Here is a 23833-nt window from a genome sequence, read left to right as displayed (position 1 = left end):
GTCGTTCGCGGGCGCAGAGTTTGTCGGCCCCCCTGCGTAAGCTGCTGAATGTGACGGTTTCGGTGGCTCACGACAGCGGGACAGAAGACGCCTTCCTCGCCCAGGCGCAGCAGTACCGGCGCGAGTTGCTGGCGCACTGCTACCGGATGACGGGCTCGCTGCATGACGCCGAGGACCTGGTGCAGGAGACCTACCTGCGGGCCTGGAAGTCGTACGCGAACTTCGAAGGCAAGTCCTCGATCCGGACCTGGCTGTACCGGATCGCCACCAACACCTGTCTGACCGCACTGGACGGCCGGCAACGTCGCCCACTGCCCAGTGGTCTGGGCCAGCCTGCCTCCGACCCGGCCGGGGAGATCTTCGACCGACGCGAGATCACCTGGCTCGAACCGCTACCCGACGCACCCCGGGCCGATCCGTCCGACCCGTCGGTGATCGCCGAGTCCCGGGAGTCGGTCCGGCTGGCGTTCATCGCGGCGCTGCAACACCTTTCCCCCCGGCAACGGGCGGTGCTGGTGTTGCGGGAGGTGCTGCAATGGAAAGCCGCTGAGGTCGGAGCCGCGATCGGAGCGTCGACCGCGGCGGTCAACAGTCTGCTGCAGCGCGCCCGCGCGCAGCTCGACGAGGTCCGCCCCGACCTGGACAGCGCGTCCCTTGAGCCGGATGCGCCCGAGGTCGCCGATCTGCTGAGCCGCTACACCTCGGCCTTCGAGGAGTACGACATCGACCGGCTGGTCGAGCTGTTCACCGCCGACGCGGTGTGGGAGATGCCACCGTTCGACGGCTGGTATCAGGGGCCGGCCAACATCGTGACGCTGTCCAAGACGCACTGTCCGGCCGAGAAGGCCGGCGACATGCGCTTCCTGCGCACCACCGCCAACGGTCAACCCGCCGTGGCGCTGTACATGCTCGACCCCGGGACCGGCCGACACATCGCGTTCCAGCTGCACGTGATCGATGTCCGCCCGGACGGCATCGCCCACGTGGTGGCTTTCAAGGAAGACGGGTTCTTCCGGGCGTTCGGTCTGCCCGAGGTGCTCGCCGCTGCGTAGCGTCCAGCCGCTGCAGGATCGTCTCGATCGCCAAGCCGAAGGCTCCTTGCTGCGGCACCGACAGCCCGTCGAACATCACCGTGCGGACCAGGTCGGCGTGCGCCGGTGCGGCAGCCGACAGCGCCGCCGTACCGCCGGGTGACATCGTCAACCAGGCGCCGCGCCGATCGTCGTCGTCGCCGTGCCGTTCGACCAGTCCGCGGTCGCGCATCCGGCGCAGCTGATGAGACAGCCGGCTCTGTTCCCAGCCGAGGGTCCGGGCCAGTTCGCTGATCCGCATCCTGCCGCGCTCCGACAGCGCCACCAGCACGTCGTAGTCGGACAACGACAGTCCGCAGTCGTTGTGCAGTTGCCGGTGCATCGCCGCCTGCAGCCGACCGGTCAGCAGCAGATAGTCCCGCCACACCCGCTGCTGTTCAGCGGTGAGCCAGCGCACGGGTCCTACCGTACCCGGAATACATGACACGTCATACATGTTGTCGGCGCCAGGGCCGCCACTTAGGCTGGCACCGACTCCCGAGGAGTGATCGCATGACCGCCACCCCCAGCATCGTCGACATCCGCCGCGCCGAGGATCGGGCCGGCACAACGATCGAGTGGCTGGACTCCAAGCACTCGTTCTCGTTCGGTCACCACTACGAACCCGAGAACACTCATCACGGGCTGCTACTGGTCAACAACGACGACGTCGTGCAGCCCGGTACCGGCTTTGACACCCACCCGCACCGGGACATGGAGATCGTCACCTGGGTGCTGCGGGGATCGCTGGTGCACCAGGACTCGACCGGCAACTCCGGGGTGATCTATCCGGGGCTGGCTCAACGGATGTCAGCAGGACGGGGCATCTTGCACTCCGAGAAGAACGACTCCTGGACGCTGACAGGAGAGCAATCCCACAGCGAGCCAGTGCATTTCGTGCAGATGTGGGTGGTACCCGACGAAGCCGGCGTCGATCCGGGTTATCAGCAGCTAGAGATCGGCGACGAACTTCTGGCCGGCGATCTGGTGACCATCGCGTCGGGCATGCCGGCGCACCGCGACGTCGCCGCCATCGCCATCGGCAATCGGTACGCCGCTCTGCACGGCGCCCGCTTGCAGCCCGGTCAGAGTGTCGAGCTGCCCGAAGCGCCCTACCTGCATTTGTTCGTGGCCCGCGGGCAGGTCGACCTGGAAGGAGCCGGCGTACTCGGCGAAGGGGACGCGGTGCGGTTCACCGGTTCCGGCGGTCAACGCGTCACCGCCGTCGTCGATCCCGCCGAGATCTTGCTCTGGGAGATGCATGCGGGTATCGGTGCGCGGTAACAGATGCAGGGGCTCTACGGCTGGCGCCGCTCGCTGATCGCCCGTCCGCACGGGATTGCCCGCATTTGCTGGCACGGTCGTGCGCCGATCGCTACGCCGAGAAGTCCGCACCAACGCGCGTGCACTCAGTCCGTCCAACTTGCGCCTCATTAGTCACGTAAGTCACGCCAACCTCACAGTTCTTACCGGATATCGGCGCGACAGTGATTCACGTGAAACAACGCCGTGATACGGCAGTGATCAAAGTTGACAGTGGTGTCATTGTGATTAATGTTGTCTTACCTGAGTTGTTTGCTGCGTAGTCATGTGAGGAGTCCCGGTGGGTGCCTTCGCCGTTGCCTCGCGACGCATCGCCGGTATCCGCACACTCGTGGTGGTCCTCGCGGTGACGGTTGCCGCGACGCTGGCCGCGCCTACCGCCTCGGCAGTCAGTGCGCGCGATCTGCTGGCCGCCGCGATCGCCAACACCCGCGGGTCCTACCTGGTGTACAACTTCGGCTCGGGATTCCCGGCACCGATGCGCAATGCCGCCGGGCACTGGTACGAGATGAACAACGGTGGACGGCTGATGATCATCAAGGCCGCCTCGCAGCGCCTGGCGCCGCGGCTGCTCGCCGATTCCCACACCGGATACCAGGCGCGCTGTGAACGGGATCCGCGGGCCCGGACGTCAGAGGGCTTGTGGCAGGCCTCGGAGATCTACACCCCGCACCAAGCCTGGCAGGCCCTCGGATCGCCGACCATCGCGATCAACGCCAACTTCTTCGATGTGCGCCCTCAGCAGGGCGGCTCCTGGAAGACCACGGGGTGTAGTTCTCCGCTCGGTACCTACGTCGACAACACCGCAGGCCTGGGGCGCACCAACACCAAGGTGACCGGCACGCTGGCCTACGCCGGTAAGCAAGGCCTCTCCGGCGGCAACGAGAACTGGATGGCGCTGTCGACGATGGTGCTTCCGGTCAAAGGCGCGCCGTTCGTGGTACCGCCGAAGAGCCTCGACGACTTCGACGCCGCCACACCGGTGATCACCGATCTGATCGACAAGGGAACCCGATTCGTCGCGGTGGCCGGCATCGGGTTGCTGGCCCCCGGCGACACCGGCCAGCTCAACGATCCGGGCCCCAGCGCCGCGCGCACCGCGTTGGCCTATGTCCGCGACCGCGACGAGATGTTCGTCTTCCAGGGCGGCAACTACACGCCCGACCAGATCCAAGATCTGTTCCGGGGACTCGGTAGCGACACCGCGGTGCTGCTCGACGGGGGCGGGTCCTCGGCGATCGTGCTGCGCCGCGACACCGGCGGCATGTGGGCCGGCGCAGGGTCCCCGCGCGGTTCGTGCGACACCATGGCCGTGCTGTGCGACTCTCGGGAACGCGCCCAGCCCGCCTGGCTGGCTTTCAACTAGCTCGCCGACCGTTCGGCAGCACCCCGGCGCCGTCGGGTGCCGAGCAGCCCATGGGTCGGGCTGAACACATAGGCGAGGGCGAACGCCGCGCCGTTGGCCAACACCACCATGGGACCGGCGGCGGTATCCAGGTAGTAGCTGGTGTAGAGGCCGGCCACGGCGCAGGCGGCGGACAGCGCCGGTGCGATCAGCAGCATCCGGCTGAATCGGTCGGTGAGCAGGTAGGCGGTAGCGCCGGGGGCGATCAGCAGGGCGACCACGAGTACGACGCCGACGGCCTGCAACGCCACCACAGCCGTCAGGGCCAGCAGCCCGAGCAGCGCCGCGCCGAGCAGTCGCGGGTTGATCCCGATGGCGTGCGCATGGTTGGGATCGAAGGCGTAGAGCGTGAAGTCGCGGCGCTTGTAGATCAGCACCGCCCAGACGACGGTTCCGAGCACGGCGACCTGGATGAGGTCGAAGCGCGAGACGCCGAGCACGTTGCCGAAGATGATGTGGTTGAGGTCGACATGGCTTGGCGTCACCGAAATCAGCACCAGCCCGAGCGCGAACAGGGTGGTGAACACCACGCCGATGGCGGCGTCCTCCTTGGTCCGGCTGGTATCGCGGACGATGCCGATCATGGCGACCGCGGCGAAGCCGAACAGTGCGGCGCCGGCGGCAAAGGGCGCCCCGGCGACGTAGGCCAGCACCACCCCGGGAAGTACCGCGTGCGAGACCGCGTCACCCATGAGCGACCAGCCGATCAGCACCAGCCAGCACGATAGCGTCGCGCACACCACCGACGCGATCAGGGTCGTCGCAGCAGCCCGCACCATGAACTCCAACCGGAGCGGTTCGACGAAGAACTCGACGATGTTCACGAAGCCGTGCCGCCGTCGACGTCCAGACCGAAGGCACGGACCAGATTCTGCGGTTTCAGCACCTGTTCGGGGGTGTCGTGTAACAGCACGGTGCGCATCAGCAGGACCGCCTCGTCGGCCAGTTCAGGCAGATTGTTCAGGTCGTGGGTGGAGACCACGACGGTCGCCGCATTGCCCGCGAGCTCACGCAGCAGTGTTCTGATGGTGGATTCGCTGCGGGTGTCGACGCCCGCGAACGGCTCGTCGAGCAGCAGCACGTCGGCCCCCTGGGCGATACACCGCGCTAGGAACGCGCGCTTGCGCTGCCCACCGGACAGTTCGCCGATCTGGCGGTCCTGGTAGTCGGTGAGTTCGACACGGGCGAGCGCGTCGTCGACGGCGCGGTGGTCCTCGCCGCGGGCGCGCCGAGACGGGCCCAGGTGGCCGTAACGGCCGGTGAGCACGACCTCGCGCACCGACAGCGGGAACGACCAGTCGATGGCCTCGCTCTGCGGCATGTACGCGATGACACCCTGCTTTCGAGCGCGAGCCGGGTCCGCGCCCTGGATGCGCACAGTGCCGGCATCGAGGCGCACCAACCCCATGATCGCCTTGAACAGGGTGGACTTCCCGGAACCGTTCATGCCGACCAGCCCGCAGACCCGGCCGGGTTGGAGGGTCAGCGTGGCGTCCTGCAACGCGACGACCGGACCGTAACGCACCGTCACCGATGCAACCTGTAATACCGGGGCGGTCACGGGATCCGGTCGGCGGTCAGCGCCGCCGCGATCGTCGCGGCATCGTGACGGATCAGATCGAGGTAGGTCGGCACCGGTCCGTCGGCGGCGGAGAGCGAATCGACGAACAGCACACCGCCGAAGCGGGCGCCGGTGGCTTCGACGACGCGCTGCATCGGCCCGTCGGACACCGTCGATTCGCAGAACACCGCGGGCACGTCGTTGGCCCTGACGAAATCGATGGTGGAGGCGATCTGTTGCGGGGTGGCCTGCTGTTCGGCGTTGACCGGCCAGATGTACTTCTCGGTCAGGCCGGCGTCGCGCGCCAGATAGGAAAACGCCCCTTCACAGGTGACCAATGCGCGCTGCCCGGACGGTAGGACGTCGAGCTGCGCGACGAGGTCGTCGTGCACGTCCTGCAGTTGCACTCGGTAGGCCGCGGCATTGTCCCGGTAGTCCTGGGCGTGCTCGGGGTCGAGCTCAGCGAAGGCGGCAGCCATGTTGTCGGCATAGATCTGCACGTTCAGCGCCGACATCCAGGCGTGCGGGTTGGGTCTGCCGGCGTAGGCATCCTCGGCGATGTCCATCGGTTGCACGCCCTCGCTGACCACCACCCGCGGTACGTCGATGCCGTCGACGAACCGGGCGAACCACGCCTCCAGGCCCAGTCCGTTGTCCAGGATCAGGTCTGCCTGGATGGCCCGTCGGATATCGCCGGGTGTCGGTTCGTAGCCGTGAATTTCGGCGCCGGGCTTGGTGATCGACTCCACCTGGAGGTGTTCACCGGCCACGTTGGCGGCGATGTCGGCCAGCACCGTGAACGTCGTGAGCACCACCGGCCGCTGCGCGGTGTCGGTGCTCGCAGAGCACCCCACCGTCGCGGCCGCGACGAGAGTGACCAGCACCGCGCCCAGCCACCGGGTCACCCGCCAACGGCCGTCTCGTCGCACGTCCTGCACCTCACAGAATTTTCGGGGTGCCGAAACTCTAGTATTGGCGACTCTAAACAGCAAGGGTGCCGGGCGGCGGGCGGCCGGATTACAGCTGGGGCGTCAGATCGAACGTCGTGATGGTCGACATCCGCGTGATCAGCCACTCGCCGCCTTCGCGCTGCATGGTCAACCGGTAGGACAGGTAGCGCAGCGACGGGATGTTCTTGGTCACCGGGCTGGTCGCGACCGAGTTGGTGTAGACGATGGCGGTTGCTTCCGTCGGGATGCCGGGTGGCGCAACGGATTCCACCGCGGCGCCCATGACCTGGGTGGTGTTGGTGACCTGGGCCTGCTTGTTGGGCTCGACGATGGCGTCGATGTAGCGGCGGTACTCCTCGGCGAAGCCGCCGCCGAGGAAGGCAGTCGCACGATCAGCGAGGGTGTTCATGTCCTCGGGGGTGTAGGTCCACAGCGCGGAGATCGCGTCGGTCGCGGTGCGGGCGATATCGAGCTTGGTCTGCACCAGCGCCCGCTGCAACAGGTAGGGCTGCACAGCCGCGCCGGCGAACGCCGCTGCACCGACGAACAGCACCGCGGCTACCGAGGCCGCGGTCAGCAACCGCCGCCCCGCCGGCCGATGCGCGACCAGCACGGTTTCGGGCGGGTCGTCCGGCGCTGCGGGCTCCTGCGGGGTCTCGACATCGACGACGGGCTGGCGCCGGGCCTTGCCGACAGGCGTGTTGGGCCGCTCGGTTTCCGGCTGGTCGGCCTCGGGCGTCAGATCACCTGGATCAGGTTGCTGATCTTCCACTGTTGTCCTTCCCTGATCGTGGTGGCGATCCAGCGGCTTCCGCTCTCGATGGTGGTCTGGCCGTCGGGCATCGTCGAGGTCACCTTGGTGGCGACCAGCACGTCGGCGCTGCCGTCGTCGTTCCAGCGTTGGATGCCGGCGTCCAGTACCTCTCCGGTCGACGGTTCCGAACGCGCCACCTGCACCAGGATCTCGTTGAGCTTCTCGTTGAAGTTCGCGGCGAACTCCCCGGTGGCCTCGGCGGAGATGCGGTCGGCGTAGGCGTTGGCGTTGAACGGGTCCAGGGTGGTGTAGGTCGTCATGAACTCCCGCGCATAGCCCAGCGCTGCCGCTTCCTTGACCTGCGCGCGACGGTCTGATTCCTGCCGGATCAGCATGAAGGTGCCGGCCCCGATCGCCGCGGCCAGCACCACTGCGGTGAGCACGCTGACCAGCGTCAAACCCCAGCGCCGCGGCGGCGGTGGCTCGGCGACGAAATAGTCCCTGCCGACGGTGTCGTCACCGGCGGTGTGGTCGGCGAACCGGCGCCGCGGACTCACTGGCCCGCCGGATTCATCTGGGGAGCCTTGAGCACGGTCAGGTTCGCCACCCGCCACTGACCGTCGCCGGACTTCTCGAACTCCACCCGCACGGTGGCAGTGATGAACTTCAGGTCCGCGGCGTCGGCTCCGCGCTGGCCCTGCATGGCCAGCAGCATCGCGGCGCGGTCCGGGGTGACCGGCGGGTTGGGCAGCACCGCGCTGCTGACCGCCCAGTACTCGTTGCTGGTGGCGTCCCCCTGGCGGACCGCTTGCTGCTGGGCAACCAGCTGGTCCCGATAGGCGTCGGTGGTCAGGGCCTGGGCGCGGGCGAAATCCTCGTCGATCGTCTCGGTGCCGTAGCTGAGCATCTGCTCGACGATGCGCGGCCCCTGTTCGGTGATCTGCACGCGGGCTGTATCGATCGCCCGTTCCTGCCGATAGACCGCCACGTATCCGAGGCCGACCGCTGCCGCGCACAGCACCGACGCCCCGACCAGCGCACCGGCGACGGTTCGGCGCATGTCGCGGTCCGGTGCCGGGACCCGGCGCACCTCGGTGCCCGCCAGCAGATCGGCGAACGTGCGACGGCGGCGCTCCCACAGTGGCCAGAGCCAGCCCGCGAACAGCGCCGCGGTGTCGAGCAGGTGCGCGGCGTCGCGCGCGGTCAGGCGCAGTACCTCCGGGTTGCCGTCGTCGGCGCGGCGCACCGCAATGCCGAACAGCGCTCGACCGAGGGTCCAGCCGGTGGCCACCGGGAGCAGGAGCCGGTTGACTCCGATGGCCAGCAGCGCCAGCGCGAACCCGGCGGTGAACACCCACCGCGCCCACCCGTCGGCCGGGGCGCTGAGAGCGAGCAACGCCATCGTCACGGCCACCCCCAACGGGACGATGACGTCGATGGCCAGGGCACCGGCCCGCGCCGGCCAGGACGCCAGCGCGGGCGTCTCGGTCGTCGTCTCGTGGTCGGGCGTCGCGGTGCTGTCGAGAACGGCCGTCACGAGGTGACCTGCTCCATCGTGGCGATCCGGTATCTGCCCTCGTCGTAGACCATGGTGGCGCGCAACCGGTAGCCGACCTGCTGATCAGAGGCCTCGGCGTTGGTGATTCGGACCCGCACCGCGACCAGCACGTTGACCGACCCGTCCTCGTTGTGCCGCTCGACGGCGGCCCGCAGATCATCGACCTGCACGGTGGCGTCGGCCGCCTGGTAGGCCTCGGCGAGCACGCTGCTGTACAACCCGGCCTGCACGCCGAACTCTCCGGTCGAACACTCCAGGATCTTGGACTGCGCGATGGTCATGGCCTCGGTGTCGGGCGCCTGCGTCGCGGCCACACATTCCTTGGCCGCCGCCAGCGCAGCCTCGTCCGCCCGGGCGATCTCGGCGGCGTGCTCGTTGGCCCGCAGCGCGAAGAAACCGCCGACGCCCGCTCCGGCGGCGAGCAGCACCAACACCACGCAGATGCCGGCGACCCAGCCGGTACCCAGCCGAGCCGGGCGTCGGGTGTCGGTCTGTTCATCCGGTGCCGGGTCCCCGGCTGCCGCGGCGGGAGTCTGCCCCGGCGCACTGTCCGCGTCGGCGTCGATGGTGCGGTTCAGCTGGCTGGTGCCAGCATCTCCTTCCATCCGTCGTCTCCTGTGTTGCTCGAGCTGTTGACGTTGTAGCGGACGCCGTCCGGACCGACCACCTCGCCAGAACTCGGGCTGTAAGCGGCGGTGGAGCCGGGCGGGCCCTGGGCCGGAGTGTAGATGCACGGGTTGGGCTGTTGCCCACTGCAGCTGACGGTACCCGAGCCCGGCGCGCTGACCGGATCGCTGGTGGGCGCCGCGGCTTCCGGCGGAGGTAACTGGTCGGCCGGCAACGGGTTCATACCGTTGTTGACCGACGGCGCCGGGACCACCCGGCCCGGATCCACCCCCTGGTCACACCGCGCGCCCGGGGCCGGGCAGGACAGGATCTGATTCGGATTGCCGTACCACGGGTTGGTGCCCAGCGGCACGTACGGCTCCTCGCTGCGGCACTCCGCGGGGGTGGCCGCCCGCTTGCCCGGCACGTCGGCGCAGGGATAGTTGCGTGCGCCGCGTACCGCGTTGCCCTGGAAATCCTTCGGGATCTTGCAGTACGTACCTGTCGGCAGCGGCGCGGTGCTGGTATCGGCGGGCGAACGCCACTCCGATGCCGGCAGGAACCCGGTCATACACGGCGGCGGCAGGTTGACCGACAGGCCGAAGTGCAGCAGACCGCCCTCTTCGAAGATCGAGCCCATCTGCAGCAGCGACGCGCCCTGCGGGTAGATCACCAGCGTCTGCTCGATGCCCTTGTTGTAGCGCTTGAGCATGTCGCTGACCACAGCCAAGTTGGCCAACGTCTGCGGCAGCCCTTCGCGCACATCGCTGAACACCGTCGTGACCTGGTCCAGTGTCGGGGCGGCCTGCGAGAGTCCACTGCGCAGCGCCGCGTCCTGACCGGCGGCCTGCGCGGCGATCGTGTTCAGGTTGCGCGACCATTGCCCGATCGCGTCTCCGGAATCCACCTGGCTCTGCAGGATCGGCGCCGAGTTGTCGATGATGTCGTTGACCTGCGGCAGGTTCTCACGGAAGCCCTCGGCGATGTTCGTCGTCGAATCCACCAACCGCTGCAGCGCCGGGCCCAGACCACCGACGGCCAACGACGTCTCGGTCAGCAGCGTGTCGATCTTCTCTTTGGGCAGTACCGCCAGGCCCTCGTTGGCCGCATCCAGGGCCGGCCCCACTGCGGCGGGCACGGTGCTGTTGGTGATCGTCTGGCCGGCGCTGAGGTACTGATCGCTGTCGCGTTCGGGCACCAGGTCCAGGTACTGCTCACCGATGGCCGACACCGAATGCACGTTGGCGCTGACGTCGACCGGGATCTTGTACCGGTTGTCGATGCTCATCGTCGCCCGGGCGCCGGTCTCGGTCGGTTCGACCGAGGTCACCTTCCCGATCTGGGTGCCGCGGTAGGTCACGTTGGCCGTCTCGTAGAGCCCGCCGGACCGCGGCAGCTCCGCGTGCAACGTGTACTGGCCGACGCCGGCCAGGGTGGGCAGCCGCAGGTAGTACAGCCCCAGCACGCCCAGCGCGACCACCGTCAGGATGGTGAAGATGACCAACTGGAGCTTGATGAACCGCGTCAGCATCGCTCACTCCCCCCTTTCGATCAGTGGTCCGTTGGGCGCCGAGTTCGGGTTCGGGGTGAACCGGATGTCGGGGATCATGGTGGCCGGGTCGCGGCCCCACGACTGCTCGAGCGCGCGCAGCATGCCCGAGACGCCGGTGCCGGACAGGAAGCCGTTGTCGATGGCCGACAACGTCAGGTCCACCATCAGCGACGAGTTGATGTAGTCGCCGCGGATCGCCTTGGGCACGTTCTCCACGCTGTAGGGCGCGGTCAGGAAGATCTTGAGCGCCCCGATCAGGTACGGGCCGGACTTGCCCAGCTCCCGCAGCGGACGCTGCAGGTTGGCCAGGTTGGTGTTGAGGTTGTCGCTGGCCGGAGCGAGCATGTCCACCGAGGCGTTGCTGATCCGTCCCAGTGATTCCACGGCGTCGGCGAACAGGTCCCGTGTCTCGGCGAAATGCTCGATCAGCGGCGGGAATTCGGTCAGCACAGCGTCGAGGGTGTTGTTGCGCTGCGCGACCACCGCCAGCAGCCGATCGGTGTTGTCGATGGCACGGGTGATGTCGTCGCGCTGCGCGTCGAGCTCGGCGGTGAAGGTGTCGAGCTGGTTGAGGAAGGTGCGGATCTGATCGGCGCGCCCGTTGAGCACGTTGTAGACCTCGGTCTGGATCGTCTCCAGGTTCGACACACCGCCACCGGTCAGGATGGTCGCGATGCTGGCCAGCACCCGCTCGGTGGTGGGGAAGGCCGACGCGTTGGCCAACGGGATGGTGTCGCCGGTCTCCAGCATCTCCGGCTCGGGATCCGGCGGCATATCCAGCTGGACGTGCTGAGACCCCAGCAGGCTGGTCTGACCGATCTTGGCCAGCGCGTTGACCGGCAACTGCACGCTCGGGTCCAGATCCAGCGTCAGCGTCGCCACCCAGTTGCGCAACTCGATCGCCCGGACCCGGCCGACATAGACGTCGGCCACCCGCACCCGGCTGTTGACGTTCAGGGCCAGGGTGTCGGGCATCTGAACGTAGATCGTGGTGGCATTGGGACCGGTGCCGGGACCGCCGGGCAACGGCACGTTCGAGATGCCCTTCCACGACCCGCACGAGGTCAGCACCAGCGCCGCGGCGCCCAGTGCGCCGGCCCGCTGAGCCAATGTGCTCCATCTACCCATCGGTCAGCCTCCTGCCTCGGCCGGCAACAGCGGACCCGACGGCGCAGCGGGTGCAGCGGGTGCAGCCGGAGCTGCCGGGGTCATGGCGCCGAGCGGATCGCCCGGGATGACGCCCGGCGCGGGCGCCGGCGGCGGACCGGGCTGCGGGTACCACGGCGGCGGCAGCGGGTTGTTCTGGTCGAACGCATTGGGCGGCCCGGGCAGGTTGCCGTCCCGGGTGGTGCCGAACGCCGGCGGCGCCGGCGGCGGCACGATGTCGGGCCCACCCATCAACTCGGCCAACGATTCGGGGGTCAGCATGTTCGCGGTCAACGGCTGCACCTCGACGCCCTGCATGCCCGGTGCCACGATCCATCCGGGCTCGTGGTTGCCGTGCGACCACAGCGTGTCGCGCGACCAGATGCCCGGCACCGTCGTGTCCTTGTAACCGGCCGGTGGCCGCAGGCGCTCCTCGGAGTAGGCGATCTGCTTGGGCAGCGTCATCGCGGTGCGCAGCGGATTGGTGCCGAACGGCAGATGGTTGAACTTGATCGCGTCGAGGATCGGCCCGAGGTACTGCGCACACAATTCGGCCGATTCCTGATATCCCAGCCGGCTACCGGCCTGGATCGCGCTGCAGATGAACTGCATCGGGTTGGCGAAGTTGTTGATCACCGGCATCGTAACGATGCCGCCGTTGTTCGGTGCCGAGATGTTCATCAGGTTGGCCGCCACGTTCGGGTACGCGTGCAGCGCGGTCTCCAGACCCTCGCGGGGTTCGGGCTGCAGGATCGCATTGGTGACCTCGGCCAGGTTGTTCACGTCGTGGGCCAACACCTCGCCGTTGGTGTTGATGAATTCCCTTGTGGTGGACAGCAGCTGGTCCAGGTCACGCAGAGCGGTGGCGACTTCGTCGTCGGTGTTGGTGAAGGCGTTGGTGATCTGGGCCAGATCGTTGTTCAGCGCCACGAACTGCTGATCGCTCTGGTGCAGCGCGTTGACGAACAACGCCAGGCTCTTGATCACGCTGAAGAAGTCGCCGCGGCCCTCGTTGAGTGCGAACAGCGCCTCGGACAGGTTGTTCAACGTCCTGTTGAGCTGCTGGCCCTTGCCGGCGAAACCGTCGGCCGCCGACTCGATGATGTCACCGAATGGGCCCTGCGGCTGTTCGGGAGTGGGCCCGAGGTCGGTCAGCAGCCGGTTCAGCGAGTTGCGCAGGTCGTCGTACTCCACCGGCACCTGGGTGCGGTCCAGATCCAGAACGGCGTTGTCGGGCAGCTCATTTCCGCCGGTGTAGGGCGGCGCAAGCTGAATGGTGCGCGAGGCCACCAGGCTCGGGTTCAGGATCGACGCGGTGACGTCCTCGGGGACCTTGTACTTGCGGTCGTAATGGAACGTCACCTTCATCTTGTCGCCGGCCGGTTCGATCTTGTCGATGGTGCCGACCTGGACACCCATGATCTGGACCTTGTCGCCGGGATAGAGCGCCAGCGTCTGGGTGAAGTAGGCGACCACGGTCTTGGTGGTCAGACCCTTGTACAGGTTCCACCCGATGAGCGCACCGATGATGGCCACCACCACGAGGATCGCGCCGATGATCACCGCACCGCGGGACACCCCGGCGACCTTGAAGTTGCGGACATTGAAGACAGTCGACATGGCTACTCGATTCCCCCTACCCCTGCTGCGATCCCGGTGGGAGGAACGGCGGATTGCCCGGCAGCACCGGCGTGCCCGCGGGGGCAGGCGCCGGCCCCGGTCCCGGTGGTGGCGGCGGACCGGTCAAAGCCGGTGGCAGCGGCGCGATTCCGGGCGTGAAGTCCGGAGCCGAGGGCTGCGGTGCCAGCGGGACGGTACGCGCCCCCGGCGGCGCCTCGGGCAACGGGACCCGCGCACCCGGGACGTCCGGCGAGAGCTGACCCGGAATCGCCGCGGACGGCACGCCCGGCGACGGCTGCGGGCCGTGTGCGTTGGGCGCCGAGGTCGCGACGTTGGGGCGCTGAGCCTCGTAGTTGGGGCCGTAGGGGTTGTCGCCGTACGGGCCGACCGTCAGGTCCGCGCACGGCAGCGGGTTGCCCGGGCGGGGCAGGCCGTCGGCCGGCGGCGTATACGAGCACGGCGAGCCCGGAGGCACTGCGGGGCCGGGGAATTCCGGCGTGCCCTCCAGCGGTGTCGGAGCCGGCGGCGGTGCCCCGTTGGGGAATCCGGTCGCGTTCGGGTCGGGGAAACGGAAGGCCGGCAGCCCGGCGTTGCGCCAGAACTCCTCTGGGTCGATTCCGCGCTTCTTGAAGGCGGCGTCGACGAAGGGCTGCAGGAGCCAGTAGGGCGCCAGGTTGGCCAGCATCACCTTGAAGTACGGGCCCGATGCCAGCGCCTCACCGAGCGAGACCATGAACTTCGACAGCGACGACAGGGTGTCGGCGAGGTCCATCTTGCGCTCGACGAGGATGTCGGAGAGCACCCGCAGCTGCTCGAGCACCCGATTGAGGTTGGGGTTGTCGTCGATGAAACCGCGGACCTGCGCCGAGAATCCGGAGACGCGTTCGAGCAGCTGGCCGACCGCGTAATTGCGTTCGTTGATCGCCGCCAGCAGCGTCTGCGCGTTGACCAGCAGCTCGTTGATCTGCCCGCTGCGGTTGCCGAGCACACCGGCGACCCGGTTGGCATTGGCGAGCAGCTGCTTGATCTGGTCGTCGCGCTTGCCGATGCTGTCGGAGAAGCGCGCGACCCCGTCGAGTGCCGCACTCAGATGCGGATAGGTCTGATCGATGGTCTCGGAGAGCACGTTGAGCGAGTCCCTGACCGTCTGGGTGTCCCAGCCGGCGGTCGACTCACTGAGGTCATAGAACGCGTCGTAGATCTGGTAGGGCGTGGTGGTCTGGCCCAATGGGAGAACCCCGTTGGGCGGCAACACATCTGAGCCCCGAGGCTCGATCTCCATGTTGCGCCGGCCCAGGATGGTGTCGGTGCGGATGGCCGCCCGGCTGGCTTCGCCGATCTGCGTCCCGCCCAGGCTGTAGCCGATGAGCACGCGGTCACCGTCGATCTCCATGGACTGCACCGTGCCGACGTCGACACCAGCGATACGCACCTTGTCACCGGTGTTCAGACCGCCGGTGTCGGCGAACTGCGCGTAGTAGGTCGGTTTGGCGAACAGCATCGGCACGCTGGCGAAGCTCTGGCCCACCCCGATCACGATGACCAGGAGGATGATGCCCATCAACCCGCCGCGGACGCGGTTGGAACCTTCCAGGACTCTCATTTCGGCGTGCACCTACCCGAGGGCTGGCTCCAGATCTTGACCGTGCGCACCGGCCCGCCCGGCTGCAAACCGTTGAGCTTCAACGTGATGTCGCAGGCGTAGAAGTTGAAGAAGTCACCGTAGATGCCGCCCGACCGGCCGATGATCGCCAGTGCGTCGGGCAGGTTGTCCAGGAAACTGTTGAGCTCGTCGCTCTGCTCGACCAGCGGTTCCTGGAGCACCTCGAGTTTGGTGACGGTGTCGCGCAGCAACGGCCGGTTGTCGGCGAGCAGGTCCGAGATCGTGCCGGCGGCGTCGCTGATGTCGGCGACCGATCCGGCCAACGGGTCGGCGCGGTTCTTCAGACCCGTGATCAGGACCTCGAAGTTCTGCAGGGTCTCGTCGAACTGTTGCTGGTGTCTGACGGTGGTCTCCAGCACGGTGTTGAGGTTGGTGATGACCTCACCGATGGCCTGATCGCGGTCGGCCAGCGCCGACGTCAGCGACGCCGTCTGGTCCAGGATGTCGTTGATGGTGCCGCCCTGCCCCTGGAACACCGTGATCAGCGACTGGGCAATGGTGTTGACCTTTTCGGGCTCCAACGACTGGAACACCGGCCGGAAACCGCCGATCAGTGCGTCGAGGTCGAGTGCGGGTTCGGTGAGCTCGATCGGGATGGTCGCTCCGGCACCGATTCTGGTGTTGCTGTCGCCCCGGGACAGTTCCAGGTAACGATCGCCGATGAGGTTCAGGTAGCGGACCGAGGCACGCGTCTCGTCGAACAGGTCCAGCGACCGGTCGACGCTGAAGTCGACCTTGACCTTGGTGCCGCCGTCGATCAGCTCGACACCGCTGACCTTGCCGACCTCGACACCGGAGGCCCGCACGAACTGGCCGGGCCGCAGCCCACTGGCGCTGGAGAAGATCGCCGAGTAACCGGTGGTGCGGTCGAAGCGAATCTGGCCGAAGACCACCACGATGATCGCGGTGAACATGAGCAGCACCAGAGAGAAGGCGCCGAGTTTGATCGCGGTTCCGGTGATTTTCATGGGTTGATCGTGTGCTCCCCGACTTGGCGTCCCCAGACGTACTCGGTGAACAGCGGCGAGCCCAGACCGATGTGGTTGTACGGGGCGATCGACGCGCCGGTGTCGAGCACCAGGTACGGCGCGGGCCACAGGTCACGGGTGATCGGCTGCCAGCAGCCCGGCCGCCCGCCGGGCCCGCCCTTGGCGTTGACGCGGGGCAGGTTGTCCGGATAGACGTAGGCGTTTCCGGCGCCGAGACCGAGGACCTGCGAGTTGGTTTTCAGCGAGTAGCCGTTGCCGCCGAGCGCGTCGCTGATCTTCGGCTCCACGTCGTGGTAGTTGCGGAACATGCAGAAGAACGACGGGCTGTACTTGTCGAGGAGCGCGGTGGTGGGAATCAGGTCTTCGGCGGTGCGCACGAAATACGGTGCGCCGCGCTCGAAGATGTCACCGCCGGTGTTGCCGAACCCCACCGAGGCCATCAGGGCCTGGTCGACATCTGCGCGCTGCTCGTTGAAGGTGCGCGCGGTGGTGACGGCGTTCTGCAGTCCGTCGAACAGGTCGGGGGCCGCGTCGGCATAGACCCCGCCGAGGTCGGCCAGCAGTCGGGTGTCGCGCCGGATCTGCGGCATCTGCGGGTTGATCTCGGCCAGGATCTCGTTGCCGTCGATGATCGATTCGCCGAACCGGTCACCGAGCCCGTCGAGTGCCTCGGCAGTGGCGGTCAGGGTCTGGTTCAACTTGATCGGATCGACCTGCTCGGCCAGCGAGACCACGGTCTCGAACAGGGTATTGAACTCGGTGGTCACCGACGTCACGTCGATCACGTCGTTGGTGTTGATGCGCTCCGGTGAGGGACTGGCGGGCGTGCTGAACGAGACGTACTTGTTGCCGAACACCGTCGTGGCGCTGATCTCGGCGTCGACGTTGCGCGGGATCAGGTCGAGGTACTGGGGGTTGACCTCGAGGATGATCTTGGCGCGCGGTTCGTCTCCGACGGTGACCTGCTCGACTTGGCCCACCTGGCCGATCTGTACGCCGTTGTAGGTGACCTTGGCGCCCGGGTCCATCGACAGGCCCGAACGCGCCGAGATCAGCGTCAGCTTCTCCCGCGGCAGCAGGTCGCCGCGGAACTGCAGGTAGACGAAGACCAGCACGATGATCGTCAGGATCGCCAGGACCACGCCCGCGATCTTGTAAGGGGGTTCGCGCCGGGAGGCGGCAGGTGCTGTCATGGCGCTACACCGTCAGGTTGAAGTTCGGGTCGACGCCGTAGAGCGCCAACGAAGCGAACAGGACCACACAGACGATCGCGACCAGAGAGGCGCGCATCGACCGGCCGACAGCCTCACCCACGCCGACCGGGCCGCCGCTGGCGAAGAAGCCGTAGTAGCAGTGGTTGAGCATCACGATCACCGAGATGATGATCGCCTGGATGAACGACCACATCACGTCGTCGGGCCGCAGGAACGTGCGGAAGTAGTGCTCGTAGGTGCCGACCGACTGACCGTAGAAGATCGTGGTGGTGACCTGCGCCGACAGGAAGCTCATGATGATCGCCATCGCATAGAGCGGGATGATCACGACGAAGCCGGCCACGATGCGCGTCGACACCAGATACGAGATGGACTTGATGCCCATCACCTCCAGCGCATCGATCTCCTCGCTGATGCGCATGGCGCCCAGCTCGGCGGTGGCACCGGCGCCCACCGTGGCGGCCAGTGCCTGGCCGGCCACCACCGGTGCGGCGATGCGCACGTTGATCAGCGCGGCGAAGAAGCCGGTGAATGCCTCGACGCCGATGTTGCCCAGTGATGCGAAACCCTGGATGGCCACCAGCGACGAACCCGACAGCGTGACGAAGCCGACGATCGCCACCGTGCCGCCGATCACGGCCATCGCGCCTGTGCCCATGCCGATCTCGGCGATCAGCCGCAGCATCTCCCTGCGGTAGAAACGCAGCGCATGGCCGATCGAGCTGACCGCGGTGACCACGAACCATGCGACATGGCCCAGCGAATCCAGGCCGCGGGCGGGCGCGCCGACGACCCGCTGGGCGGCGGCGGCTCCGCGCGGGAACCGGGACTTCAGAACGGCAGTCGTCGACACGTCAGCTCCCCGTTCCGAATCGGACACCGATGGTCGTCAGCACCACGTTGACGGCGAACAGCGCGATGACGCAGAGCACCAGCGTCTCGTTGACCGCGGTGCCCACACCCTTGGCTCCGCCGCCGACGGTCAGGCCGCGATAACACCCCACCAGCCCGGCGATCAGCCCGAACGTCGCAGCCTTGACGATCGAGATCAGCACTTCGGGCAGACCGGTGATCAGCGTCAGCGTCGAGACGTACGCGCCGGCCGAGACGTTCTGCAGGTAGACGCCGAAGATGAAGCCGCCGACCAGGCCGACGGTGATGACCGCGCCGTTGAGCAGGATCGCCACGAACGTCGAGGCGACCACCCGCGGCACCACCAGGCGGTGGATCGGGTCGATGCCCAGAACTTCCAGGGCGTCGATCTCCTCGCGGATGGTGCGGGCGCCGAGGTCGGCGCAGATGGCCGTCGACCCGGCGCCGGCCACCACCAGCACCGTCACCAACGGACCGAGTTGGGTGACCGCACCGATGGCCGCACCGGCACCCGACACGTCGGCGGCGCCGAACTCCGCGAGCAGGATGTTCAGGGTGAAGATCAGCAGCACGGTCAGCGGGATCGACACCGCCAGCGTGGGCAGGAATGCGACCCGCATGAGGAACCAGCTCTGCAGGATGAACTCGCGCCACTGGAACGGCGGCCGCAGCAGGGCCTTGCCGACGAGCACGCACATCCGCACGAAGCCCCCGACGGCCTCGAGCCCTGGGCGCACCTGGTCACGGACGTAACCGGTCACGTTGTTGGACTTCGACGAGATCGTCACCGGGGTGCCTCCGCGACGTATCCGTCACTGGCGTAGCGCACCGGCAGCACCTGTCGCACGCTCCCTTCCCGCCCGGACCCAGTTCAAGTGAGCTCCATCTCACTACTGGCCAGTAGTAAGACAGACCACCGGACTGTACCCGATGGATTGGCCTGCGCGTACCGCATCGGCGGTATTGAGTGCCTGAGCACGAGCAAACTCCTTCCGACTGGGCTAATCTGTCCGATTTGCAGCGGAAACGGTTGGTGGAACAACACTTTCGCCGGCGTCAACAATTTCTGCCCTGCTGAACCGCGCACGCAGTTCGGTCTTGAGAACCTTGCCCGCAGGGTTGCGCGGCAGCGCATCGACCACCTCGAGGGCTTTCGGGTGCTTGTAACGGGCCAGTCGGGTGGTCAGGAAATCCTCCAGATCGGCCAGTCCGGACGTTTCGGCGGCCGCGGCGTCCAGGGAACTGCGCAACACCACGACAGCAACCGGGACCTCGCCCCACTTCGGGTGGGCACGGCCGATCACCGCGACCTCGACGACATCGGGGTGCGCAGCGAGCGCATTCTCGACCTCGGCACAGTAGATGTTCTCGCCGCCCGAGATGATCATGTCCTTCTTGCGGTCGACCACCCAGATATAGCCCTCCTCGTCCTGGCGCACCAGGTCTCCGGAGTGGAACCAGCCGCCCGCGAACGACTCTGCGGTGGCCTTGGGGTTGTTCCAGTAGCCGGCCATCAATGTCGGTGCGCGGTAGACGATTTCGCCGACCTGGCCGATCGCGACGTCGTTCATGTCCTCGTCGACGATGCGGGCCGAGACGGTCGGGATGACCTTGCCGACCGAGCCGAGTTTGCGGATGGCGTCCTCGCCGAGCAGCATGCACGTCACCGGTGACATCTCGGTCTGACCGAAGGCGGCCAGGATCTGCGCGCCCGGGAAGGTGTCGGCCATCTCGCGCAGCAGGGTGTCCGACGCCGGCGCTGCTCCCCACGACAGCGTGCGCAACCGCAGGTCACGGGCCCTGGCGCGCTGAGCGGCACAAACCGCCTGCCACTGTGCCGGGACCAGGAAGATGCCGGTGACCCGCTCGGCCTCCAAGACGTCGAGCAGCTCACCGGGGTCGAAGGCGCCCAGCGGGTAGAGGACTGTCGGCCGGCCCAGCAGTAGGCCCGGGATCATGTTGCCGATGCCGGCGATGTGGAACAGCGGCACCCCGATGAACCCGATGTCGTTGTTGATGTCGGCGCCGCTGGTGAACAGGAACGTCATCGCCTGACCGGCGATGTTGGCGTGGGTGAGCACCGCGCCCTTGGGCCGGCCGGTGGTGCCGGAGGTGTACATGATCAGGGCAGGCGAGTCGTCGGGGATGTCGACCAGCGGGCAGTCGTCGGCGCTGCCGCTGATCAGTTGCTCGTAGTCGAGCACCTCGCCGTCGGCGGGCTCGGCGCCGGCGCCGGCGACGATGACGGTGGCCAGCGTCGGGTCCAGTTGGCGCACCGCGGTGGCCACCGTGCTCAGCACCGATTCGGTGATGACCACCCGCGCCTGGCAGTCCGAAACCAGGAACGCGATTTCCGGAGCCGTCATGCGGAAGTTCACCGGCACCGCGATCGCACCGAGCTTGTTGACCGCCAGGAACGATTCGATGAATTCCGGACGGTTGAGCATCAGGATCAGGACGCGATCACCGACGCCGACACCGCGGCGGTGCAGATCGGCGGCCAATGCGCTGACCCGCTGGTCCAGCTCGGTCCACGTGATGGTGCGTCCCAGGTATCGCAGCGCAGTCGCGGCCGGCTGCATGAGCGCATGGCGGGCCAGCTGGTTGGTCCAGTTCTGCCGGCGAGCGAGGTGGGGCTGCTCAGGCGGGGGGCCGGTCGCGCCGGCGGGGTCGGTCAACGTCGTTCACTCCCTGGGCTGAGGGTTGCGCAATGGTGATATTTGATCAAACATTGTGTTGCCTCGGTCACACTATGGCCCCTCCGGCCTCGGGACAAGGCCCTCGCTCGACCGCAGGAAAGGCCGGTGCTCCGATGATTGCTTCCACCGGCACATCGCGCGCCGGTTCGCTACGGCGCGAACAACTCTCCGACGAGGTGGCTGCACTGCTGCGCTCGGAGATCATGACCGGCACACTGCGGCCCAACTCGTTCATTCGACTCGACGAGACGGCCGCGCGGCTGGGCGTCAGCATCACCCCGGTGCGCGAGGCGCTGCGCACGCTGCGCGGCGAGGGCATGGTCGAGCTGCAACCGCATCGCGGCCATCGGGTCGTGCCGTTGTCGCGCAAGGACATCGAGGACATCTTCTGGCTGCAGTCGACCATCGCTCAGGAGCTGGCGGCGACGGCCACCCGCCGGATCACCGACGAGCAGATCGACGAGCTCGACCGGCTGAACCGATGCCTGGCGGCGGCCGTCGAGCAGCGCGATCCCGAAGCGATTGCGCTGGCGGAGTTCACCTTTCACCGTTCGCTCAATCGCGCCAGCGGGCGAATCAAATTGGCCTGGTTCCTGCTGCACACCACCCGCTATCTGCCGCCGCAGCTTTTCGCCACCGATCCGGCGTGGGGGGTGGCCACGGTCGCCAGCCACGATCGACTGGTGGCCGCGCTGCGCCGGCGCGACGTGCACACCGTCGTCGACCTGACCGATCAGCAGTTCACCGACGGGCTGCAGCGGCTGCTGGCCTGGCTGGATCAGGCCGGTCTGTGGCGTCGGCCGGCCCACTGACGGCGACGGCGCGACGCGTCGTCAGGACGCCGCGAGCTGCTCGGCGCGCTTCTTGAGGTTCTCGGCGAGGTATTCCAGCGTGTCGCCGATGACCTTCTTCACGATCGGCGCAGGAAGCGGCAGCTGAGTCTCCACATCGAGCTCGACGGTCAACAGCGAGTTCGACGCGACCGGAACCACTGCGAACCGTTGCTCGTGCTTCTGAAAATGGTCGCCCTGCTGCAACACCGTGTAGATCTGGCGCTCGTCGGGGTAGTACACGGCCGTGATGAACGTGCCCGCCATCCCCTGTACGACCACGTCGAGGCGCAGCTGGCTCGGCCGGCCGTCCTCATAACGCGCCAGCACCCAGCAGCCCTTGATCTCCTCGTTCCACTGCGGGTAGTTCTCGAAATCCTCGACGATCCGTAGCACAGCGTCCGAGGACGCCTCGACCTCGACTGTCTTACTCACCAGCGGCATTGGCAGAGCATAACCACCTCAGCACCCCAGCAGCATCCGCAGGTCGCGAGCATTGCGCACGGCGTTGCCGCCCAGATCGTTGTTGAAGTACACCAACACATCCCGGTCCTGAGCGTGCCATTCGCCGATGCGATCGGCCCACCATCGCAGATCCTGCGCACTGTAGGAGCCGCCGTAGAGCGCATCCGGGTCGGGGCCGTGCAGCCGCACGTAGACGAAGTCGGCGGTGGCCCGCAGGATGCACGGCAAACCCGCCCCACTCATCACCACATACGCCGCGCCGCGCCCTTCCAAGATCCGGTAGACGCCCGGGTCCTCCCAGGACGGGTGGCGGAACTCGACGGCCACCGGGATGGCCGGTGGCATGCCAGCAAGGAAATGGTCGAGCCGCGCGTCGTCGCGTTCGAAGGCGGGATGCAGCTGCACCAGCAGCGGCCCGGCCCGGTCGCCGAGTTCCTTGAAGCCCCGCACGAAGCGTTCGATCCACACCTCGGGCGAGCGCAACCGCCGCGCGTGTGTCAACCCACGCGCGGCCTTGACCGCATCACGAAGCCGGCCGGAAGTTGATCGCGCCACCTGGCGAACCACGCGTCGGCCGGCCACCGGTAGAAGCTGCCGTTCAATTCGACGGTGTCGAACTCGGCGGCGTAGCGCACCAGACGCCCCGCCGAGGTCACCCCGCGTTCGTAGAGCACTCCGTTCCAGTGCGGGTAGGACCACCCCGAGCAGCCGATGCGGATCGTCACCGATCTCTGATACCCGCTGCGCGGGCGGCCAGTCGGCCCGTCCAGGCGCTAGCCGGCCGGCTCGGCTTCGGTGACCGTCCCCAGCGGCGAACCGGTCCGCACCGCCTCATCGCGGATCAGCCCGCGCAGCAGCGCCGTGCTGAACTCCACGGCGATCTCGGCAGCGGTGCGTCGCCCGTGCGGGCGCAGCCAGCGGTAGGAGCCGAGCGTCATACCGATGTAGCCCAACGCCAGCACGTGCGAGTCACAGTCGTAGAACTCCTCGCTGGCGATGCCGCGGTCGATGACGTCACGGACGTGTTCGTAGACCTGGGCTTCCTTCTCCCGGATGTAGGACACCTGCTCTTCGGTGAACCACTCGGTGATGTACGGCGCCTCCTGGAAGTAGACCGCGGCCCGCTCGATGTCGCTGGCGATGCCGACCAGCAGCCGGCGGGTGAAGTGGTAGATCGTCTCGCGCGCCGAGGCCGTCGGGTCGTCGTGCAGCGCATCGACGGTGAAGTCGGCCGCGCCCTTGTAGATGTCGTAGAGGATCAGCGACTTGCTGGCGTAGTAGTGGTACACCGTCGCCTTGTTCAGGCCGACCGCGTCGGCGACATCGTCCATCCGGGTGCCGTGGTAGCCGCGGGCCGCGAACAGCTTGGTGGCCACGGCCAGCAGTTCCTCGCGACGCGACATCCCGTTGGGTGTGGCGATCTCAGACATGGCGACTCACTATAGGAAGGCCTGACTCTCGGGCGGTCTACTAACTGGTTGGCCAGTGTAAGTCGATGCGGTGTTGACAGTGGCCGGACAGGTCTAGACTCCTGACATAGCCCGCACCAGGCGAG

Annotated in this window: 23 protein-coding genes and 1 pseudogene; 4 read left to right on the top strand and 20 right to left on the bottom strand. The window is 67.4% G+C overall.

Features of this window, described 5'->3' with window-relative positions:
* Window positions 1–20 precede the first annotated feature (20 nt).
* The gene (locus tag KXD98_RS00770; protein WP_260761416.1) at window positions 21–1052 is read left to right on the top strand and encodes a sigma-70 family RNA polymerase sigma factor; all 1032 of its coding nucleotides are present in this window, start codon (window positions 21–23) and stop codon (window positions 1050–1052) included.
* Here the strand turns inward: KXD98_RS00770 and KXD98_RS00765 are convergent.
* Complete coding sequence (locus KXD98_RS00765; protein ID WP_260761415.1) at window positions 994–1488, bottom strand: MarR family winged helix-turn-helix transcriptional regulator; 495 nt, start codon at window positions 1486–1488, stop codon at window positions 994–996. The genes KXD98_RS00770 and KXD98_RS00765 overlap by 59 nt on opposite strands.
* A gap of 95 nt (window positions 1489–1583) precedes the next feature.
* Here KXD98_RS00765 and KXD98_RS00760 point away from each other — a divergent pair, with 95 nt between their 5' ends.
* On the top strand, window positions 1584–2354 hold the full coding sequence (locus KXD98_RS00760; RefSeq protein ID WP_260761414.1) for a pirin-like bicupin family protein: 771 nt from the start codon (window positions 1584–1586) through the stop codon (window positions 2352–2354).
* 370 nt (window positions 2355–2724) lie between these two features.
* Entirely contained in the window at window positions 2725–3759 is a 1035-nt protein-coding gene (locus tag KXD98_RS00755) for a phosphodiester glycosidase family protein (protein WP_396883321.1), read from the top strand.
* Here KXD98_RS00755 and KXD98_RS00750 read toward each other — a convergent pair.
* The 16 genes from KXD98_RS00750 to fadD5 form a co-directional block, all read right to left on the bottom strand.
* On the bottom strand, window positions 3756–4577 hold the full coding sequence (locus KXD98_RS00750; RefSeq protein ID WP_396883319.1) for a metal ABC transporter permease: 822 nt from the start codon (window positions 4575–4577) through the stop codon (window positions 3756–3758). The two genes, KXD98_RS00755 and KXD98_RS00750, sit on opposite strands and share 4 nt — an antisense overlap.
* Window positions 4578–4618: 41 nt before the next feature.
* Complete coding sequence (locus KXD98_RS00745; RefSeq protein ID WP_260761412.1) at window positions 4619–5359, bottom strand: metal ABC transporter ATP-binding protein; 741 nt, start codon at window positions 5357–5359, stop codon at window positions 4619–4621.
* Window positions 5356–6264 (bottom strand): metal ABC transporter substrate-binding protein, encoded by a 909-nt coding sequence (locus KXD98_RS00740; protein WP_396883317.1) that lies wholly within the window; start codon window positions 6262–6264, stop codon window positions 5356–5358. Before KXD98_RS00740 ends, KXD98_RS00745 begins: the two co-directional genes overlap by 4 nt.
* Window positions 6265–6376: 112 nt before the next feature.
* Window positions 6377–7081: a mammalian cell entry protein gene (locus KXD98_RS00735; RefSeq protein ID WP_260761411.1), complete on the bottom strand. Its 705-nt coding sequence runs from the start codon at window positions 7079–7081 to the stop codon at window positions 6377–6379.
* Complete coding sequence (locus tag KXD98_RS00730) at window positions 7048–7620, bottom strand: mammalian cell entry protein (protein ID WP_260761410.1); 573 nt, start codon at window positions 7618–7620, stop codon at window positions 7048–7050. Before KXD98_RS00730 ends, KXD98_RS00735 begins: the two co-directional genes overlap by 34 nt.
* A complete protein-coding gene (locus KXD98_RS00725) occupies window positions 7617–8600 on the bottom strand; it encodes an RDD family protein (RefSeq protein WP_260761409.1) in 984 nt (327 codons plus the stop codon). Before KXD98_RS00725 ends, KXD98_RS00730 begins: the two co-directional genes overlap by 4 nt.
* On the bottom strand, window positions 8597–9226 hold the full coding sequence (locus KXD98_RS00720; RefSeq protein WP_260761408.1) for a hypothetical protein: 630 nt from the start codon (window positions 9224–9226) through the stop codon (window positions 8597–8599). The genes KXD98_RS00725 and KXD98_RS00720 overlap by 4 nt, the downstream gene beginning before the upstream one ends.
* On the bottom strand, window positions 9196–10758 hold the full coding sequence (locus tag KXD98_RS00715; RefSeq protein WP_260761407.1) for an MCE family protein: 1563 nt from the start codon (window positions 10756–10758) through the stop codon (window positions 9196–9198). The genes KXD98_RS00720 and KXD98_RS00715 overlap by 31 nt, the downstream gene beginning before the upstream one ends.
* A 3-nt stretch (window positions 10759–10761) precedes the next feature.
* A complete protein-coding gene (locus KXD98_RS00710; RefSeq protein ID WP_260761406.1) occupies window positions 10762–11907 on the bottom strand; it encodes a virulence factor Mce family protein in 1146 nt (381 codons plus the stop codon).
* A gap of 3 nt (window positions 11908–11910) precedes the next feature.
* Window positions 11911–13545 (bottom strand): virulence factor Mce family protein, encoded by a 1635-nt coding sequence (locus KXD98_RS00705; protein WP_260761405.1) that lies wholly within the window; start codon window positions 13543–13545, stop codon window positions 11911–11913.
* 16 nt (window positions 13546–13561) lie between these two features.
* A complete protein-coding gene (locus KXD98_RS00700; protein ID WP_260761404.1) occupies window positions 13562–15148 on the bottom strand; it encodes a virulence factor Mce family protein in 1587 nt (528 codons plus the stop codon).
* The gene (locus KXD98_RS00695) at window positions 15145–16176 is read right to left on the bottom strand and encodes a virulence factor Mce family protein (RefSeq protein WP_260761403.1); all 1032 of its coding nucleotides are present in this window, start codon (window positions 16174–16176) and stop codon (window positions 15145–15147) included. Before KXD98_RS00695 ends, KXD98_RS00700 begins: the two co-directional genes overlap by 4 nt.
* Window positions 16173–17390, bottom strand: coding sequence for an MCE family protein (locus KXD98_RS00690; protein WP_260761402.1), 1218 nt, complete (start codon window positions 17388–17390; stop codon window positions 16173–16175). Before KXD98_RS00690 ends, KXD98_RS00695 begins: the two co-directional genes overlap by 4 nt.
* Window positions 17391–17394: 4 nt before the next feature.
* The gene (locus tag KXD98_RS00685; protein ID WP_260761401.1) at window positions 17395–18264 is read right to left on the bottom strand and encodes an ABC transporter permease; all 870 of its coding nucleotides are present in this window, start codon (window positions 18262–18264) and stop codon (window positions 17395–17397) included.
* Between the two features lies 1 nt (window position 18265).
* Window positions 18266–18982 (bottom strand): MlaE family ABC transporter permease, encoded by a 717-nt coding sequence (locus KXD98_RS00680; protein ID WP_396883315.1) that lies wholly within the window; start codon window positions 18980–18982, stop codon window positions 18266–18268.
* A gap of 303 nt (window positions 18983–19285) precedes the next feature.
* Window positions 19286–20962, bottom strand: coding sequence for a fatty-acid--CoA ligase FadD5 (fadD5, locus tag KXD98_RS00675; protein WP_260761400.1), 1677 nt, complete (start codon window positions 20960–20962; stop codon window positions 19286–19288).
* A gap of 134 nt (window positions 20963–21096) precedes the next feature.
* On the opposite strand from fadD5, the gene KXD98_RS00670 reads away from it, so the two are divergent.
* Window positions 21097–21795 carry a GntR family transcriptional regulator gene (locus KXD98_RS00670; protein ID WP_260761399.1) on the top strand — a complete coding sequence of 233 codons (699 nt, stop codon included), beginning with the start codon at window positions 21097–21099 and terminating at the stop codon, window positions 21793–21795.
* A gap of 21 nt (window positions 21796–21816) precedes the next feature.
* Here the strand turns inward: KXD98_RS00670 and KXD98_RS00665 are convergent, their stop codons facing one another.
* The 3 genes and pseudogenes from KXD98_RS00665 to KXD98_RS00655 form a co-directional block, all read right to left on the bottom strand.
* A complete protein-coding gene (locus KXD98_RS00665) occupies window positions 21817–22257 on the bottom strand; it encodes an SRPBCC family protein (protein ID WP_260761398.1) in 441 nt (146 codons plus the stop codon).
* A gap of 18 nt (window positions 22258–22275) precedes the next feature.
* A pseudogene (locus tag KXD98_RS00660) lies at window positions 22276–22913 on the bottom strand (DUF72 domain-containing protein).
* A gap of 138 nt (window positions 22914–23051) precedes the next feature.
* On the bottom strand, window positions 23052–23708 hold the full coding sequence (locus KXD98_RS00655; protein ID WP_260761397.1) for a TetR/AcrR family transcriptional regulator: 657 nt from the start codon (window positions 23706–23708) through the stop codon (window positions 23052–23054).
* Window positions 23709–23833: the final 125 nt, after the last annotated feature.

Origin of the sequence: Mycobacterium sp. SMC-4 (assembly GCF_025263265.1) — a bacterium.
Classification (GTDB): Bacteria; Actinomycetota; Actinomycetes; order Mycobacteriales; family Mycobacteriaceae; genus Mycobacterium.
This window is presented reverse-complemented; position numbering and strand designations above follow the sequence as displayed.

What these genes read in the sequence shown, in the direction of transcription:
- KXD98_RS00760 (WP_260761414.1), top strand. Translation starts at nt 1,584, where the DNA reads ATGACCGCCACCCCCAGCATCGTCGACATCCGCCGCGCCGAGGATCGG.
- KXD98_RS00750 (WP_396883319.1), bottom strand. Translation starts at nt 4,577, where the DNA reads ATGGTGCGGGCTGCTGCGACGACCCTGATCGCGTCGGTGGTGTGCGCG.
- KXD98_RS00720 (WP_260761408.1), bottom strand. Translation starts at nt 9,226, where the DNA reads ATGGAAGGAGATGCTGGCACCAGCCAGCTGAACCGCACCATCGACGCC.
- KXD98_RS00715 (WP_260761407.1), bottom strand. Translation starts at nt 10,758, where the DNA reads ATGCTGACGCGGTTCATCAAGCTCCAGTTGGTCATCTTCACCATCCTG.
- KXD98_RS00710 (WP_260761406.1), bottom strand. Translation starts at nt 11,907, where the DNA reads ATGGGTAGATGGAGCACATTGGCTCAGCGGGCCGGCGCACTGGGCGCC.
- KXD98_RS00705 (WP_260761405.1), bottom strand. Translation starts at nt 13,545, where the DNA reads ATGTCGACTGTCTTCAATGTCCGCAACTTCAAGGTCGCCGGGGTGTCC.
- KXD98_RS00700 (WP_260761404.1), bottom strand. Translation starts at nt 15,148, where the DNA reads ATGAGAGTCCTGGAAGGTTCCAACCGCGTCCGCGGCGGGTTGATGGGC.
- KXD98_RS00695 (WP_260761403.1), bottom strand. Translation starts at nt 16,176, where the DNA reads ATGAAAATCACCGGAACCGCGATCAAACTCGGCGCCTTCTCTCTGGTG.
- KXD98_RS00690 (WP_260761402.1), bottom strand. Translation starts at nt 17,390, where the DNA reads ATGACAGCACCTGCCGCCTCCCGGCGCGAACCCCCTTACAAGATCGCG.
- KXD98_RS00680 (WP_396883315.1), bottom strand. Translation starts at nt 18,982, where the DNA reads ATGTGCGTGCTCGTCGGCAAGGCCCTGCTGCGGCCGCCGTTCCAGTGG.
- KXD98_RS00670 (WP_260761399.1), top strand. Translation starts at nt 21,097, where the DNA reads ATGATTGCTTCCACCGGCACATCGCGCGCCGGTTCGCTACGGCGCGAA.
- KXD98_RS00665 (WP_260761398.1), bottom strand. Translation starts at nt 22,257, where the DNA reads ATGCCGCTGGTGAGTAAGACAGTCGAGGTCGAGGCGTCCTCGGACGCT.
- KXD98_RS00655 (WP_260761397.1), bottom strand. Translation starts at nt 23,708, where the DNA reads ATGTCTGAGATCGCCACACCCAACGGGATGTCGCGTCGCGAGGAACTG.